The organism is Thermus thermophilus HB8 (assembly GCF_000091545.1).
Lineage (GTDB): Bacteria > Deinococcota > Deinococci > Deinococcales > Thermaceae > Thermus > Thermus thermophilus.
The window spans coordinates 1,053,889-1,067,527 of sequence record NC_006461.1 but is presented as its reverse complement, the minus strand read 5'-3'; the positions used below and the strand labels follow the sequence as shown (position 1 = coordinate 1,067,527).

The 13,639-nt window shown below is 69.4% G+C and carries 14 protein-coding genes and 1 pseudogene; 7 read left to right on the top strand and 8 right to left on the bottom strand.

The window, feature by feature from the left end:
- Positions 1–6 precede the first annotated feature (6 nt).
- From TTH_RS05705 to TTH_RS05690, 4 genes are read left to right on the top strand one after another with little or no spacing between them, the layout of a single operon-like run.
- Positions 7–345, top strand: coding sequence for an Asp23/Gls24 family envelope stress response protein (locus tag TTH_RS05705; RefSeq protein WP_011173192.1), 339 nt, complete (start codon positions 7–9; stop codon positions 343–345).
- Positions 329–784, top strand: coding sequence for a transcription antitermination factor NusB (gene nusB, locus TTH_RS05700; protein ID WP_008632549.1), 456 nt, complete (start codon positions 329–331; stop codon positions 782–784). Before TTH_RS05705 ends, nusB begins: the two co-directional genes overlap by 17 nt.
- Positions 785–1,633: a bifunctional methylenetetrahydrofolate dehydrogenase/methenyltetrahydrofolate cyclohydrolase gene (locus tag TTH_RS05695; protein ID WP_011228455.1), complete on the top strand. Its 849-nt coding sequence runs from the start codon at positions 785–787 to the stop codon at positions 1,631–1,633.
- Positions 1,617–2,072: a divergent PAP2 family protein gene (locus TTH_RS05690; protein ID WP_011228454.1), complete on the top strand. Its 456-nt coding sequence runs from the start codon at positions 1,617–1,619 to the stop codon at positions 2,070–2,072. The genes TTH_RS05695 and TTH_RS05690 overlap by 17 nt, the downstream gene beginning before the upstream one ends.
- Here the strand turns inward: TTH_RS05690 and TTH_RS05685 are convergent.
- Positions 2,048–2,251 carry a hypothetical protein gene (locus TTH_RS05685; RefSeq protein ID WP_008632546.1) on the bottom strand — a complete coding sequence of 68 codons (204 nt, stop codon included), beginning with the start codon at positions 2,249–2,251 and terminating at the stop codon, positions 2,048–2,050. The two genes, TTH_RS05690 and TTH_RS05685, sit on opposite strands and share 25 nt — an antisense overlap.
- Before the next feature lie 74 nt (positions 2,252–2,325).
- Here TTH_RS05685 and TTH_RS05680 point away from each other — a divergent pair, with 74 nt between their 5' ends.
- Positions 2,326–4,311 (top strand): (Fe-S)-binding protein, encoded by a 1,986-nt coding sequence (locus TTH_RS05680; protein ID WP_011228453.1) that lies wholly within the window; start codon positions 2,326–2,328, stop codon positions 4,309–4,311.
- Here the strand turns inward: TTH_RS05680 and TTH_RS05675 are convergent.
- The 3 genes from TTH_RS05675 to TTH_RS05665 are packed head-to-tail and all read right to left on the bottom strand — an operon-like array spanning position 4,301 to position 6,439.
- Positions 4,301–4,837 (bottom strand): methyltransferase domain-containing protein, encoded by a 537-nt coding sequence (locus TTH_RS05675; RefSeq protein WP_011228452.1) that lies wholly within the window; start codon positions 4,835–4,837, stop codon positions 4,301–4,303. The genes TTH_RS05680 and TTH_RS05675 overlap by 11 nt on opposite strands.
- Positions 4,830–5,504, bottom strand: a complete 675-nt coding sequence (locus TTH_RS05670) for a TerC family protein (protein WP_011228451.1) — start codon at positions 5,502–5,504, stop codon at positions 4,830–4,832. The genes TTH_RS05675 and TTH_RS05670 overlap by 8 nt, the downstream gene beginning before the upstream one ends.
- On the bottom strand, positions 5,501–6,439 hold the full coding sequence (locus TTH_RS05665) for an alpha/beta hydrolase-fold protein (protein ID WP_011228450.1): 939 nt from the start codon (positions 6,437–6,439) through the stop codon (positions 5,501–5,503). The genes TTH_RS05670 and TTH_RS05665 overlap by 4 nt, the downstream gene beginning before the upstream one ends.
- Before the next feature lie 15 nt (positions 6,440–6,454).
- Between TTH_RS05665 and TTH_RS05660 the strand changes: the two genes are divergently transcribed.
- Positions 6,455–7,387, top strand: coding sequence for an L-lactate dehydrogenase (locus TTH_RS05660; protein WP_011228449.1), 933 nt, complete (start codon positions 6,455–6,457; stop codon positions 7,385–7,387).
- On the opposite strand, the gene TTH_RS05655 is transcribed toward TTH_RS05660, so the two are convergent.
- On the bottom strand, positions 7,384–8,235 hold the full coding sequence (locus tag TTH_RS05655) for a DUF1517 domain-containing protein (RefSeq protein ID WP_011228448.1): 852 nt from the start codon (positions 8,233–8,235) through the stop codon (positions 7,384–7,386). The two genes, TTH_RS05660 and TTH_RS05655, sit on opposite strands and share 4 nt — an antisense overlap.
- A 112-nt stretch (positions 8,236–8,347) precedes the next feature.
- On the opposite strand from TTH_RS05655, the gene lon reads away from it, so the two are divergent.
- Positions 8,348–10,762 (top strand): endopeptidase La, encoded by a 2,415-nt coding sequence (lon, locus tag TTH_RS05650; RefSeq protein WP_011228447.1) that lies wholly within the window; start codon positions 8,348–8,350, stop codon positions 10,760–10,762.
- Here lon and bshA read toward each other — a convergent pair.
- The 3 genes and pseudogenes from bshA to TTH_RS05635 form a co-directional block, all read right to left on the bottom strand.
- Positions 10,759–11,858: pseudogene (gene bshA / locus TTH_RS05645) on the bottom strand (N-acetyl-alpha-D-glucosaminyl L-malate synthase BshA). The gene lon and the pseudogene bshA overlap by 4 nt on opposite strands.
- A gap of 9 nt (positions 11,859–11,867) precedes the next feature.
- On the bottom strand, positions 11,868–12,974 hold the full coding sequence (locus TTH_RS05640) for an LptF/LptG family permease (RefSeq protein ID WP_011173181.1): 1,107 nt from the start codon (positions 12,972–12,974) through the stop codon (positions 11,868–11,870).
- Positions 12,971–13,600: a hypothetical protein gene (locus TTH_RS05635; RefSeq protein ID WP_008632535.1), complete on the bottom strand. Its 630-nt coding sequence runs from the start codon at positions 13,598–13,600 to the stop codon at positions 12,971–12,973. The genes TTH_RS05640 and TTH_RS05635 overlap by 4 nt, the downstream gene beginning before the upstream one ends.
- Between the last annotated feature and the right edge of the window lie 39 nt (positions 13,601–13,639).

Below are 13,639 nucleotides of genomic sequence, written 5' to 3'. Positions count from 1 at the left end.
AGGCCTGTGCGGGTGGACTACGAGATCAGCGAGCAGGCCCTCGAGGCCGTGGTCCTTTGTGCCCTGAAGGGGATAGAGGGGGTTAGGGCCCTCGAGGCCGTCCCCCGTTCCCTGGCGGACGTCTTCCGCCGGGGGCGGCCCGTGCGGCTGGAATCTACCCCGGAGGGGCTTGTGGTGGACCTGCTGCTCGCCGTGCCCTACGGGGTGGCCATCCCGGAGCTTGCCGCCCGGGTGCAGCAGGAGGTGGACGAGGCCCTCTTCCTGGCCACGGGGAGGCGGGCGCGGGCGGTGAACGTCACCGTGGGCCAGGTGGTGCCGAAGGAGGACCATGCGCAGGCGGGCTAGGGAGCTGGCCATGCGGGCCCTCTTCGCCCACACCGTGGGGGGGATGGGGCTGGAAGAGGCCTTCCAGCACGCCCTGGAGGAGATGGGCGGGGAGGAGGAGGGGTACGCCGAGCCCCTGGACCAGGAGGGGGTGGCCTTCGCCCGGCGCCTCCTCTCGGGGTACAAGGCCCACCAGGAGGAGGTGGACCGGGTGCTCGAGGAGACGGTGGAGGGCTGGGACTTCCGCCAGATGGCCAAGACGGACCTGGCCGTGCTGCGCCTGGCCGTCTACGAGATGCTCTACGAACCCACGCCCTTTGAGCCCTTGATTGAGGTGGCGGTGAAGATCGCCAACCGCTACGGCGGCGAGCACTCGGGGAGCTTCGTCAACGGGGTCCTCGCCCGGGTCTACCGCCGGGTGGCGGCCGGGGAGCTGAAGACGGTGGCCAAGGAGGCTTAGGTGGCGGCCCAGGTGCTTTCGGGACACGAGGCGGCGGAGGCGGTCTACGAGGAGATCCGCGCCCGGCTACGTAGCCTTTCCTTCACGCCATCCCTGCGGGTGATCCGGCTCGGGGAGGACCCGGCCTCGGTGGCCTACGTGCGGCTTAAGGACAAGCGGGCGCGGGCTTTGGGGTACCGAAGCCAGGTGGAGGTCTACCCGGAGGACCTCCCCGAGGAGGCCCTTCTGGAAAGGATCGCCGCCCTCAACGCCGACGAGGAGGTGGACGGGATCCTGGTCCAGCTTCCCCTCCCCCCGCACATCCGCACCCAGCGGGTCCTCGAGGCCATCCACCCCTTGAAGGACGTGGACGGTTTCCACCCCCTGAACGTGGGGCGGCTTTGGAGCGGGGGAAAGGGGCTTTTCCCCTGCACCCCCCTAGGGGTGGTCCGTCTCCTCAAGCACTACGGGGTGGACCTTAGGGGCAAGGAGGTGGTGGTGGTGGGGCGGTCCAACATCGTGGGAAAGCCCCTGGCGGGGCTTCTTCTGCGGGAGGACGCCACCGTGACCCTGGCCCACTCCAAGACCCAGGACCTGCCCGAGGTCACCCGGAGGGCCCAGGTCCTGGTGGTGGCCGTGGGCCGGCCCCACCTGGTGCGGAAGGAGTGGGTGCGGGAGGGGGCCATCGTGGTGGACGTGGGCGTGAACCGCGTGGAGGGGAGGCTTCTCGGCGACGTGCACCCCGAGGTGGCCGAGGTGGCCTTCGCCCTCACCCCCGTGCCGGGCGGGGTGGGGCCCATGACCGTGGCCATGCTCATGGGGAACACCCTCGAGGCCGCCCTCTTGAGGCGCCATGGAGCTTCTGGCTAACGCCGTTTTCTGGACGGCGGTCCTCGCCAACCTCACCGCCCAGACCCTCAAGCTCCTCCTCTACTACTTCCTGGAGGGGCGCTTCCAGTGGCACCGCTTCCTGGACACCGGGGGGATGCCCTCCACCCACTCCGCCACGGTGAGCGCCCTCGCGGTGAGCGTGGGCCTCAGGGAAGGGTTTGACACCAGCCTCTTCGCCGTGGCCGCCGTCTTCGCCTTCATCGTCATGTACGACGCCGCCGGGATCCGCCGGGCGGCGGGGCTTCACGCCCAGCTCCTCAACCAGCTCATGGAGGAGCTCGGCCAGGTGATCCGCCTGGGTCCCCAGCGGGGCCCCCTGAAGGAGCTTTTGGGGCACACCTACCTGGAGGTGGCGGTGGGGGCCCTGATCGGGGGGCTTGTGGCCCTTGGGGCCTATCGGCTCTTTCCCGCGGCGTAAAAGGCCAGGGTCTGGCCCACGAGGAAGGCGACAAGGCCGAGTATGGGGGAAAGGAAGAAGGCGAAGAAGCTCACGAAGAGGGCCGCCACCAGGGGCAGGAGGGGCCTGCGGAAGCGATGGAACACCCAGAGGTTCAGAAGCCCGAAGAAAGCCATGAGGAGAAAGGCCGCCGTCTCCATGGCAGGCCATTGTACGCTCTTGCCAAGCCTGGGGTATGGGGTAAACTTTTACCGAGTATAAGGAGGTGGAGCCCATGCTGACCTTAGCGGAGAAAATCCTCTTTATCCTCCTCGCCGCGGGAAGCCTTTATTACGCCTACACGGGCTTCCGCCGGGTCTACCTCGCCATAAGGCGGGGCCGGCCCGAGGAGCGGTTTGACCGCCTGCCCGAGCGGGTCGGGCGGGCCCTCTGGCTCGTCCTCACCCAGCAGACCGTGTTCAAGAGGAGGCCCCTCGTCTCCCTCCTCCACGCCTTCGTCTTTTACGGCTTCGTCTACTACCTCCTCGTGAACCTCGTGGACTTTCTGGAGGGTTTCTTCGGCCTCCACGCCCGGGGAGGCATTTGGAATGCATACAATATCGTGGCCGACCTCCTCACCTTCCTGATCCTCGTGGGGATCCTGGGCCTGATGCTCAGGCGCTACCTCCTCGCCCCCAGGGACTTCACCTGGAACCCCAACGTCCCCCTGCACGAGAAGGCGCGGGCGGGCATCGCCCGGGACTCGGCCATCGTGGGGGCCTTCATCGCCTTCCACGTGGGAAGCCGCCTCCTCTCCAAGGCCTTCCAGCTTGCGGGTGAAGGCCCGGACCCCTTCCAGCCCGTGGCGAGCGCCCTCGCCGGGGCGCTTTCCGGCCTTCCCCCCGCCCTCCTCACCTTCGGCGAGCACTTCTTCTGGTGGGGCGCCCTGGGCTCCATCCTCCTCTTCCTCCCCTACTTCCCCCGCTCCAAGCACATCCACCTCTTCATGGCCCCCATCAACCTGGCCTTCCGCAAGGAGGTTCCGGGGGCCCTCACGCCCCTGGACTTTGAGAAGGAGGAGGAGAAGTTCGGGGCGGAGAAGCTGGAGGACCTCTCCTGGAAGCGGCTCCTTGACGCCTACGCCTGCATCATGTGCAACCGCTGCCAGGAGGCCTGCCCCGCCTACGCCACGGGAAAGGCCCTAAGCCCGGCCGCCATCCTCATCTCCGAGCGCTACGAGCTGAACGAGATCCTCCCCCGGTTCGCCCAGGGCGAGGAAAGCCCCAGGCCCCTCATGGACTTCGCCCTGAACGAGGAGGCCCTCTGGGCCTGCACCACCTGCCTGGCCTGCGTGGAGGTCTGCCCCGTGGGCAACGAGCCCATGCTCCACATCCTGGACGTGCGCCGGGCCAAGGTCCTCATGGAGGGGAGCTTCCCCCAGGAGCTCAACAACGCCTTCCGGGGCATGGAGCGCTCGGGGAACCCCTGGGGCATCGGCCAGGACAAGCGCCTGGACTGGGCGGAAGGGCTCAACGTCCCCACGGTGGAGGAGAAGCCCCACCCCGAGGTCCTCTACTGGGTGGGGTGCGCCCCGAGCTACGACCCCCGGGCCCAGAAGATCGCCCGCAGCATGGTGGAGATCCTGAACGCCAGCGGGGTGGACTGGGCCGTCCTGGGCAGGCGGGAAAAGTGCACCGGGGACGCCGCCAGGCGCGCGGGCAACGAGTACCTCTTCTTCCAGCTCGCCACGGAGAACGTGGAGACCCTGAACGAGGTGGCCCCCAAGACCATCGTCACCACCTGCCCCCACTGCTTCCACACCCTGAAGAACGAGTACAAGGACTTCGGCGGCCACTACCGGGTGGTCCACCACACGGAGTTCATCGCCGAGCTCTTGCGTAAGGGGAAGATCCGGGTGGAGGAGGAAACCCGCAAGGTGGTCTTCCACGACCCCTGCTACCTGGGCCGCCACAACGGGGTCTACGAGGCCCCGCGCGAGGTGCTGAAGGGGGTGGGCTTCGCCCTCACCGAGCCTCCCCGGAGCCGGGAGAGGAGCTTCTGCTGCGGGGCGGGCGGGGCCCAGTTCTGGAAGGAGGAGGAGCCCGGGGCCATGCGTGTTTCCGAGAACCGCTATAAGGAGCTCAAGGGAACGGGGGCGGAGGTCATCGCCACGGGGTGCCCCTTCTGCATGGCCATGATGAACGTGGAGGTGGCCCAGGACGAGAAGCCCCTCGAGGTCCTGGACATCGCCGAGCTCGTGGCCCGGGGCCTCAAGGCCTGAGGTAGACGGCGTAGACCCGGTACCCTTCCATCCACCCCTCCCCAAAGGCCCTTAAGGCCAGGCCCGGGGGAGGGGTGAGGAGTTCTTCCCCTTCCCAGTAGAAGGGACTATGGGGCCTTCCCCGCCTCAGGGCCTCCTTCCGGGAGAAGCCCTCCACAAGCACCAGCCCCCCGGGGAGGAGGAGGGGGGCGAGGCCTTGGAGGAGGGGGCGGTTCACGTAGTAGGCCATCACGATCCCGGCGAAGGGCCCCTGGGGGAGGCTTTGGGGGGCGTCCGCCCCTTCCAGGTCCAGGGCCACCAGGGTAAGGCCCGGCGTGCCCGAAAGCCGCCTTAGGGCTTCCCGGCTCCTTTCCACCAGGACCACGGGGTGGCCCCTTTGCAGGAAGTAACGGGCGTTCCGCCCCAGGCCCCCCGCCAGGTCCAACACGGGACCCTGGGGGACGAAGGGGCCGTAGGCCCGCACCACGAAGGCCGGGGGGCGGTCTTCCGGGGCGTTGCGGTAGAAGGCGTCCCAGTCCTTAGGCATCCTTGCGGAAGGCGAGGAGGCCCCCTACGGTGAGGATGAGGCAGGTCCCTCCCCGGAAGACCGCCTTGGGGAGGGCGAGGGCGAGTCCGGGGCGGTGGAGGAGGTGGGCGAGGGTGTGGGTGCCCTCCAGGAAGAGTTTGACCCCGGCCCAGCCCACCAGGGCGTAGGCCACCTTCTCCAGCCCGGGAAAGCGCTCCATCAGGACCACCACCGAGCCCGCCAGGAGGCGGATGAAGAGGATCCCCAGGGCTACCCCGAGGAACGCGAGGAGGAAGTCTTTGGAGAAGGCCACCACCGCGAGGATGGAGTCCACGGCGAAGGCCAGGTCCACCAGGTTGATCAGGAGGACCACCCGCCAGAACGTCTTCGCCGAGGCCTCGGGGAGGGGCTTCCCCTCGGGGTGGTTGCGGAAGTGCCGGACCATGAGGTAGACGAGGTAGAGCCCCCCGAGGACCTGGGCCCACCAGAGCCGGATCAGGAAGACGGCGAAGAGGAGGGCGAGGCCCCTAAGGAGGTAGGCCCCAAGCAGGCCGTAGAGGAGGGCCCGGGCCCGGAGGTGGGGAGGGAGGGGCCGCACCATCACCGCCAGGACCAGGGCGTTGTCCCCGGAGAGCAGGACCTCGAGGGCCGCCACGGAGAAAAGCACCAGGAGGTCCTCTCCGCTCATTGCGGCCCCAAGAGGTAGCGCAGCCCCGGGGCCAGGGCCTGCTTCCAGGTGACCCAGTTGTGCCCCGAAGGCCTTTCCCGGTAGGCGTGGGGGACCTTTTTGTCGGCGAAAAGGGCGGCGAGGCGGCGGTTGGGCCCCAAAAGCCACTCCAAAAGCCCCACCTCCACGTAGACCCGGGGAAGGCGCCTGGCCTCGGCGTAACGGGCAAGAAGCCACTCCTCGTCCCGGTAGGCGTCTTTCCCCCCGGGGTGGGCCTTGAGGGCGGGGGAGAGGGCGAGGACCTTGGGGAAGCGCTCGGGGTGCCTCCAGGCCTGCCACAAGGAGAAAAGCCCCCCCAAGGAGGCCCCCACCAGGACCAGCTCGTTCAGGGGGCCGTAGGCCCCTTCCACCTCTTCCAGCACCCGGTGGAACTCCGCCTCGTAGGCCTCGTTGAAGCGGTACTCGGTGTTCCGGTCTATGGGTTCCACGAAGACGAGGCGCACCGGGGGAATCTCCCCCGCCTCAAAGAGCGCCCGCGCCACCTTGTGCAACCCCGCGGTGCGGTAGAAGGCCACCCCGTCCTGGGCCACCACCGTGGCCTTTGGGGAGGGCCCCGTCTCCGCCACGTAAAAGCGCCTCTCCCCCAGGCGGTGGCGGTGCACCTTGGGCTCCTCCTTGGGAGCGGGCGGGGCCTCGTAGCGGAAGCCGGGAAGCTTTATGGCCCTGGGATAGCTCCACCACGGGTTTTCGGCCTTCTCGGGGTTGTCGGGGTCGGGAAAGGGCCTTCCCTCCCGGTCCAGGAAGGCGTACTCCACGTACGCTCCTTCGGGGAACTCCAGGGTGAGGGGGCCCTCGAGGGGGATGGGGTTCCTCTCCCAGTCGGTGAAGTCTCCGATGAGGGCGGCGGCCCCTTCCGGCGGGTAAAAGGTGGCGCTCCTTCGTCCTACCCGTACCACGGGTATACTCTACCCATGAAGGTCGGCATCGTGGGAAGCGGCATGGTGGGGAGCGCCACCGCCTACGCCCTGGCCCTCCTCGGCGTGGCGCGGGAGGTGGTCCTCGTGGACCTGGACCGGAAGCTGGCCCAGGCCCACGCCGAGGACATCCTCCACGCCACGCCCTTCGCCCACCCGGTCTGGGTGCGGGCGGGGTCGTACGGGGACCTCGAGGGGGCCCGGGCGGTGGTGCTCGCCGCCGGGGTGGCCCAGCGCCCCGGGGAGACCCGCCTGCAGCTTCTGGACCGCAACGCCCAGGTCTTCGCCCAGGTGGTGCCCCGGGTTTTAGAGGCGGCCCCGGAGGCGGTGCTCCTCGTGGCCACGAACCCGGTGGACGTGATGACCCAGGTGGCCTACCGCCTCTCCGGCCTGCCCCCGGGGCGGGTGGTGGGCTCGGGGACGATCCTGGACACGGCCCGCTTCCGGGCCCTTCTGGCGGAGTACCTCCGGGTGGCCCCCCAGTCGGTCCACGCCTACGTGCTGGGGGAGCACGGGGACTCGGAGGTGCTGGTCTGGTCCAGCGCCCAGGTGGGCGGGGTGCCCCTCCTGGAGTTCGCCGAGGCCCGGGGGCGGGCCCTTTCCCCGGAGGACCGGGCCCGCATTGACGAAGGGGTCCGCCGGGCCGCCTACCGGATCATTGAGGGGAAGGGGGCCACCTACTACGGCATCGGGGCGGGCCTCGCCCGGCTTGTGCGGGCCATCCTCACCGACGAAAAGGGGGTGTACACCGTGAGCGCCTTCACCCCCGAGGTGGAGGGGGTCTTGGAGGTGAGCCTCTCCCTGCCCCGCATCCTGGGCGCGGGGGGCGTGGAGGGGACCGTCTACCCGAGCCTGAGCCCGGAGGAGCGGGAGGCCTTGCGGCGGAGCGCCGAGATCCTCAAGGAGGCGGCCTTCGCCCTGGGGTTTTAGAGCTTTTCCAGATTTGGGTAGAGGGCGAGGAGCTCCTCCTCCGTGAGGCCCTCGCCCTCCTTCTCCGGCGTCCAGGCCAGGTGGAAGGCGAGGAGGGTGAAGGGGGTGGTGGCGGCGAAGGCGAGGAGGACCTCCCTCGCCTTTCCCCGGTCCAAAGGCCCCCCGGGGGGCAGGCTTCCCCGGACGGCGAGGACGAGGGAGGCCACCAGGTAGCGTCCGCCCGGCTCCACCTTGGGGGTGTAGGCCGCCTCCACCTTCTTCCCCTCAAAGTGCCGGAAGGTCTCCCGGTAGGTGCTCCGGTCCTCCAGCATCCAGGCGTCAAACTGGCCCAGGACCTCTTCCTCCGTTCCTTCCCGCGCCTCGTAGCTTGCGAAGCGCCAGGCGGGGGCTTCCCGGAGGAGGACCAGGGCCACCTCGTCCAGGAGGTCCGCAAGCCCCTTGGCCGTGGTGGTGTCCGCCTCCTCGGCGAGGCGCCTCAGGGCCCGCTGCACCCCGGGGCTGAGGAGGAGGGCGAGGCGCAGGCGGCCCACGCTGGCCCTGGGCCCTTCCTCCCCGGCCCGGCTCAGCCCCCGGACCATGAGGAAGGCCACCAGGGCGAGGCCGAAGAAGACGAGGACCGGCGCCGTCCCTAGGCTTCCCCCGCCCCCGGGGTACACGTACACCGGTCCGGGGACGGGGTAGTAGGGCGCGGGGGTGGGGTAGACTGGGGCGGGCCCCGGGCTCATGGGCGGCGGGGTGGAGGGCACGTAGGGCCTGCCCCCGACCCCGCCCCCGCTTTTCTGCCCGAGGGCGAGGCCGAGGAGGAGGAGGAGGCCGAGGGCCCGCAGGGCCTTCACGCCCCTTAGCATAAAGGGCTTTCCGTCCGGGCCCTTTGCGTAAAACGGGGATTTGCAGTAAACTTGACATAGGTAGGCTTAGGCTATGGACGAACGCAGAACCGCCGAAGAAAGGAGGGAACGCATGCTACCGGAAACCATGCCCGTCTGCCCGGTGCGGGGCTCGGTCATCTACCCCACCATGGTGATGCCCATAGACGCCGGGAGGCCCATCTCCATCCGGGCCATTGACGAGGCCCTGGCCCGCGACCGGGTCCTCCTCATCGTGAGCCAGAGGGACAAGGAGGTGGAGACCCCCAGGCCCTCGGACCTCTTTGAGGTGGGCACGGCCTGCAACATCCTGAAGATGCGCAAGAACCCGGACGGCTCCGTCCAGGTCCTGGTGCAGGCCTTCGCCCGGGTCCGGGTGAGGGAGTGGCTGGACCTGGGGGACCACCTCGAGGCCCGCGGCGAGGTCCTCGCCGACGAGCCCGGGGAGCCCATCCTGGTCAAGGCCCTGGTCCGGGAGGTCAAGGACAAGTTCCAGGCCCTCCTCAAGGAGGGGAAGTACCTGGCCCCGGAGGTGGCCCAGTTCATCCTGAACCTGGAGGACCCCTCGCAGCTTGCCGACTACGTCGCCTTCCACATGGACTTCCGCCTCGAGGACAAGCAGAAGGTCCTGGAGACGGCGAACGTGGCCGAGCGCCTGCGGGCGGTTTTGGTGCTCCTGGAGGCGGAGCTCGCCCTCATTGAGACCCAGCGGCGCATCCAGCAGCAGGTCAAGGAGGAGATTGACCGCAACCAGCGGGAGTACTTCCTCCGGGAGCAGATGAAGGCCATCCAGCGGGAGCTCCACGGGGAGGAGGGGGAGCAGGAGGTGGAGGAGTTCCGCAGAAAGCTTGAGGCCCTGGACCTTCCCCCCGTGGTGCGCCAGGAAGCGGAGCGGGAGCTCAACCGCTTCGCCCGCATGCACCCCGACTCCGCCGAGGCCAGCGTCATCCGCACCTACCTGGACTGGATCGTCAACCTCCCCTGGAACACCCGCACCGAGGACAACCTGGACCTGGAGCGGGCCAAGGAGATCCTGGAACGGGACCACTACGGCCTGGAGAAGGTGAAGGACCGGGTCCTGGAGTACCTGGCGGTGCGCAAGCTCAAGGCGGAACGGGCCAAGCGGGGGGAGATCCCGCCCGACGAGGTGAACAAGGGCCCCATCCTCCTCTTCGTGGGGCCGCCGGGGGTGGGGAAGACCTCCATCGCCAAGAGCATCGCCGAGGCCCTGGGCCGCAAGTACGTGCGCGTCTCCTTGGGCGGCGTCCGGGACGAGTCGGACATCCGGGGCCACCGCCGCACCTACATCGGGGCCATGCCGGGCCGGATCATCCAGGGCCTGAGGCAAGCGGGGACCAAGAACCCCGTCTTCCTCCTGGACGAGGTGGACAAGCTGGGCATCTCCTACCAGGGGGACCCGGCGGCGGCCCTCCTCGAGGTCTTGGACCCCGCCCAGAACAAGGAGTTCGTGGACCACTACCTGGGGGTGCCCTTTGACCTCAGCGAGGTGATGTTCATCTGCACCGCCAACTTCCCCCAGAACATCCCCGCCCCCCTCTACGACCGGATGGAGCCCATTGAGTTCACCAGCTACACCGAGCAGGAGAAGCTGGAGATCGCCAAGCGCTACCTCCTGCCCAGGCAGCTAAAGGAAAACGGCCTCGAGCCCGAGCAGGTGGTGGTGACCGAGGCCGCCCTCACGCGCCTCATCACCCACTACACCCGGGAGGCGGGGGTGCGGCAGCTGGAGCGGGAGATCGGGGCCCTCCTCCGCAAGGCCGCCCGCAGGATCCTGGAGGAGGGCAAGAAGCGGGTGCGGATCACGGAGAAGGACCTGGAGGCCTACCTCGGCCCGCCCCGCTTCCTCCCCGAGACCGAGGCCCGGGAGCCCCAGGTGGGGGTGGCCACGGGGATGTACTACACCCCCGTGGGCGGGGACATCATGTTCGTGGAGGTCTCCGTGATGCCCGGCAAGGGCAACCTCATCCTCACCGGGCAGCTCGGCGACGTGATGAAGGAGTCGGCCAGGGCCGCCCTCTCCTACGCCAAGAAGAACGCCCTCCGCTTCGGCATCCCCCTGGAGAAGTTTGACAAGTCCGACATCCACATCCACGTCCCCGCCGGGGCCATTCCCAAGGAAGGCCCCTCCGCCGGGGTGGCCCTCGTGAGCGCCTTGGTCTCCGCCCTCACCGAGGTGCCGGTGCGGCACGACATCGCCATGACCGGGGAGATCACCCTCACGGGCAGGGTCCTCCCCATCGGCGGGGTGAAGGAGAAGGTGCTGGGGGCGAGGCGGGCCGGGATCCGGGAGGTGATCCTGCCCAAGCTCAACGAGCCCGACCTCTCCGACATCCCCAAGCCCCTCCGGCAGAACATGACCTTCCACTTCGTGGAGCACCTGGACCAGGTTCTGGACCTGGCCCTGGTGGGCGGCCTCAAGGCCTTGGAGGAGCGGGGCAGGCGCCCTAGGAGCGCCCGGAAGAAGAAGGAGCTCGTGGCCCACGCCTAGCCCAGGGCCTTGGCGTAGACCTCCAGGTAAGCCCGGGTGATCCTTTCCGGGTGGAAGCGCAGGAGGGCCCACTCCCGGGCCCTCCTCCTTATCTCGGGGAGGCGGGGGCTTCCCAGGAGGTCCAAGGCGGCCTCCGCCAGGGCCTCCAGGTCGCCGAGCTCCACGAGCCGGCCCACCTCGGGGGTGACCACCTCGGCCACCCCGCCCACCGCCGTGGCCACCACGGGGACGCCGGAGGCCAGGGCCTCGAGGGCCGCCTGGCCGAAGGACTCCTCCTCCGAGGCCAAAAGGAAGAGGTCCGCCGCCCCCAGGACCTCCTCCGGGTGGGGGGTGGGGGGGTGGAAGGTGACCCAGGGGGCGACGCCGAGCTCCGCCGCCACCCGTCGGGCCTCCTCCTCCTCGGGGCCGGTGCCCAGGAGGAGGAGCCTGGCGGGAAGGCGCTTCCGGATTTTGGCGAAGGCCCGGACGATGTCGGGCACCCGCTTGATGGGGCGGAAGTTGGAGGCGTGCACGAGGAGCCACTCCCCCTCCTCGGCGTAGAGCCGCTTGCGCTCAGGTCTAGGGCGGAAGCGCTCCGGGTCCACGGCGTTGGGGACCACCACCGCCTCCACCCCGAAGGCCCGCTTGGCTTCCTGGGCCAGGCCCGGCTTACCGCCGTGACCGCCCGGGCGGCCTCGAGGGCGCGGCGGGTGGGGCCGTGGAAGGCGGGGTCCATCCCCACCACGGAGACGTCGGTGCCGTGAAGGGTGTGGACCAGGGGGAGGCCTTCCCCGAAGGCGAGGTAGGCCGCGGCGGCGTGGGGGACGGCGTAGTGGGTGTGGACGAGGTCCAGGCCGAGCCGCTTGGCTTCCCGCTCCAAGGTGCCCGCCAGGGAGAGGGTGTAGAGGGGTCCGGGGAAGACGGGGTAGTAGGGAAGGTCCACGGGGACGTGGACCGCGGGGCTCGCCTCGGGGAGGCGGAAGGGGCGGGACGTGGCGAAGAGGTAGACCCGGTGCCCCATCCGGGCCAGGCGGTCGGCGAGCTCGGCGGCCACCGTCCCGCTCCCCCCAAGGCCCGGGTAGGCCACGAGGCCCAGGCGAAGCTCCTCCCGGCGCATGCCCTAAGCCTAGCGGAGGGCCCTGAGGCCCAAAAGGAGGAAGAGGAGGTTGGCCCCCCAGGCCCCAAGCTCGGGGGGGAGGGCCCCGATCCCGGCCAGGGCCCGGCCCAGGAAGAAGGCGCCGTAGTAGGCCAGGGCGAGGACCACGCTCATCCCCAGGGCGAGCCCGGGGCTTTTCCCGTAGCGGAGGGCCATGGCCGCCGCGAGGAGGACGAGGACCAGGTTGGCGAGGGGAAGGGCGAGCTTGGAGTGGAGCTCAAGCCGCGCCCGCCACTTCTCCAAGGGGGGCAAGAAGGGGTCCTTGAGCTTCCGCCAGGCCTCCGAAAGGCTGTCCTGGCCGAAGCTGAAGGTGTCGGCGTAGTCGGCGATGGCCCGGGCCCGGGAGAGGTCCGAGGTCACCTCCAGGGTCTTCCCCTGGCTCACCACCCGGAAGACCCGGCGCACCTGGGCGAGGAGGTCGGGGGCGGTTTCCAGCCCCGGCACCTGGGCGAAGTCCACCTGGTAGTAGCGGTAGTCCTTGAGGGTGAGGGTCTTGTCCTCCCAGGTGCCCCGCTCGGCGAAGAGGAAGGTCCCCACCTCCCCCTGGAAGGCGGTGATCCGCACCCCCACCATCTCCTTGGCCGCCATGTCAAAGTCCTGGAAGTAGAGGCTCTTGCCCTGGCCTATGGGGATCTGCATCCCCTTGAGCCGGAAGAGGCCCGCCCCTTGGGTGTGGATCTCGTCCCACCAGGCCACCCGCACCCGGTTGTTGGCCTCAGGGACCACGTACTCCTGGAGGTAGAGGGCGAGGCCGCTCAGGACCGCCCCCACGGCCACGAGGGGGAGCGCCGCCCGCCCCAAGGGGATCCCGGCGGAAAGAAGGGCGAAGTGGGCCCCCTCGGCGGCGAGCCTGCCGAAGACCAGGACCGTGGTGGTCACCAAGGCGATGGGGAAGACCTGGACCCAGATCCCGGGGACGTGGTAGGAGAGCCAGCGGAGGATCTTGGGGAGGGGCACCCCCTCAAGCCACCTCGCCCCGGCGTAGAAGAAGCCGAAGAGGTAGACGGCGGTGAGGAAGAGGAGGGCGAGGAGGAGGACGGGGAGGCTCTCCCTGAGGAGGTAGCGGTGGAGGATCATGGGAGGCGCTTGGCGTAGGCCTCGAGGCGGGCCGCCTGGGCCGGGAGCTTGGTCGTGGCCTGCACCTTCCCGCCCGCGAAGCGGAGGTAGAGGCGGGCGTCCTTCCCCTGGCCCCGCAGCGTGGCCTTCCCCTCCTGGTAGGTGAAGCTCCCCAGGGCCAGGGCCTCCCGGGCCTTGAGGTCCACCGCCAGGGCCTCGGCCTGAAGCCTGGGCGACTTGGCCTGGACCCGCCCCTTCAGGACCACCACCTCCTCCTCAAAGAGGGCCAGGGCGCGGTCCGCCCTCAGGTCCTGGAAGTCGGCGTTGGCGAAGAGGAGGTCCTGGAAGAGGGCCTGTTGCTTGGGGATGTCGTGCTCCAGGGAAGCGGCCACGAACCGCTCCTTCTCGGAGAGGAGCTCCACCTCCCTGGCCCGGACGAAGCTTCCTTCCTTGTAGGCGATGTAGGCCGCCTTGAGGCGGAGGCCGTTCTCGTTGTCGGTGAGGATCCCCCCCTGGGGGAGGGTGGTGACGCCGGTGTCCAGGTCCAGGCGCTGGGCCCCGAAGGGCTCCACGCTGAAGGTGGCGAACCGGGCCCCCAGGGCGAGGCCCACGAGGCCCAAGAGGAGGGTCCAGGCCAGGCGCTTCATGGGTTTCACTCTACCCGTCCTTTCTGAAAGGAAGCTTAG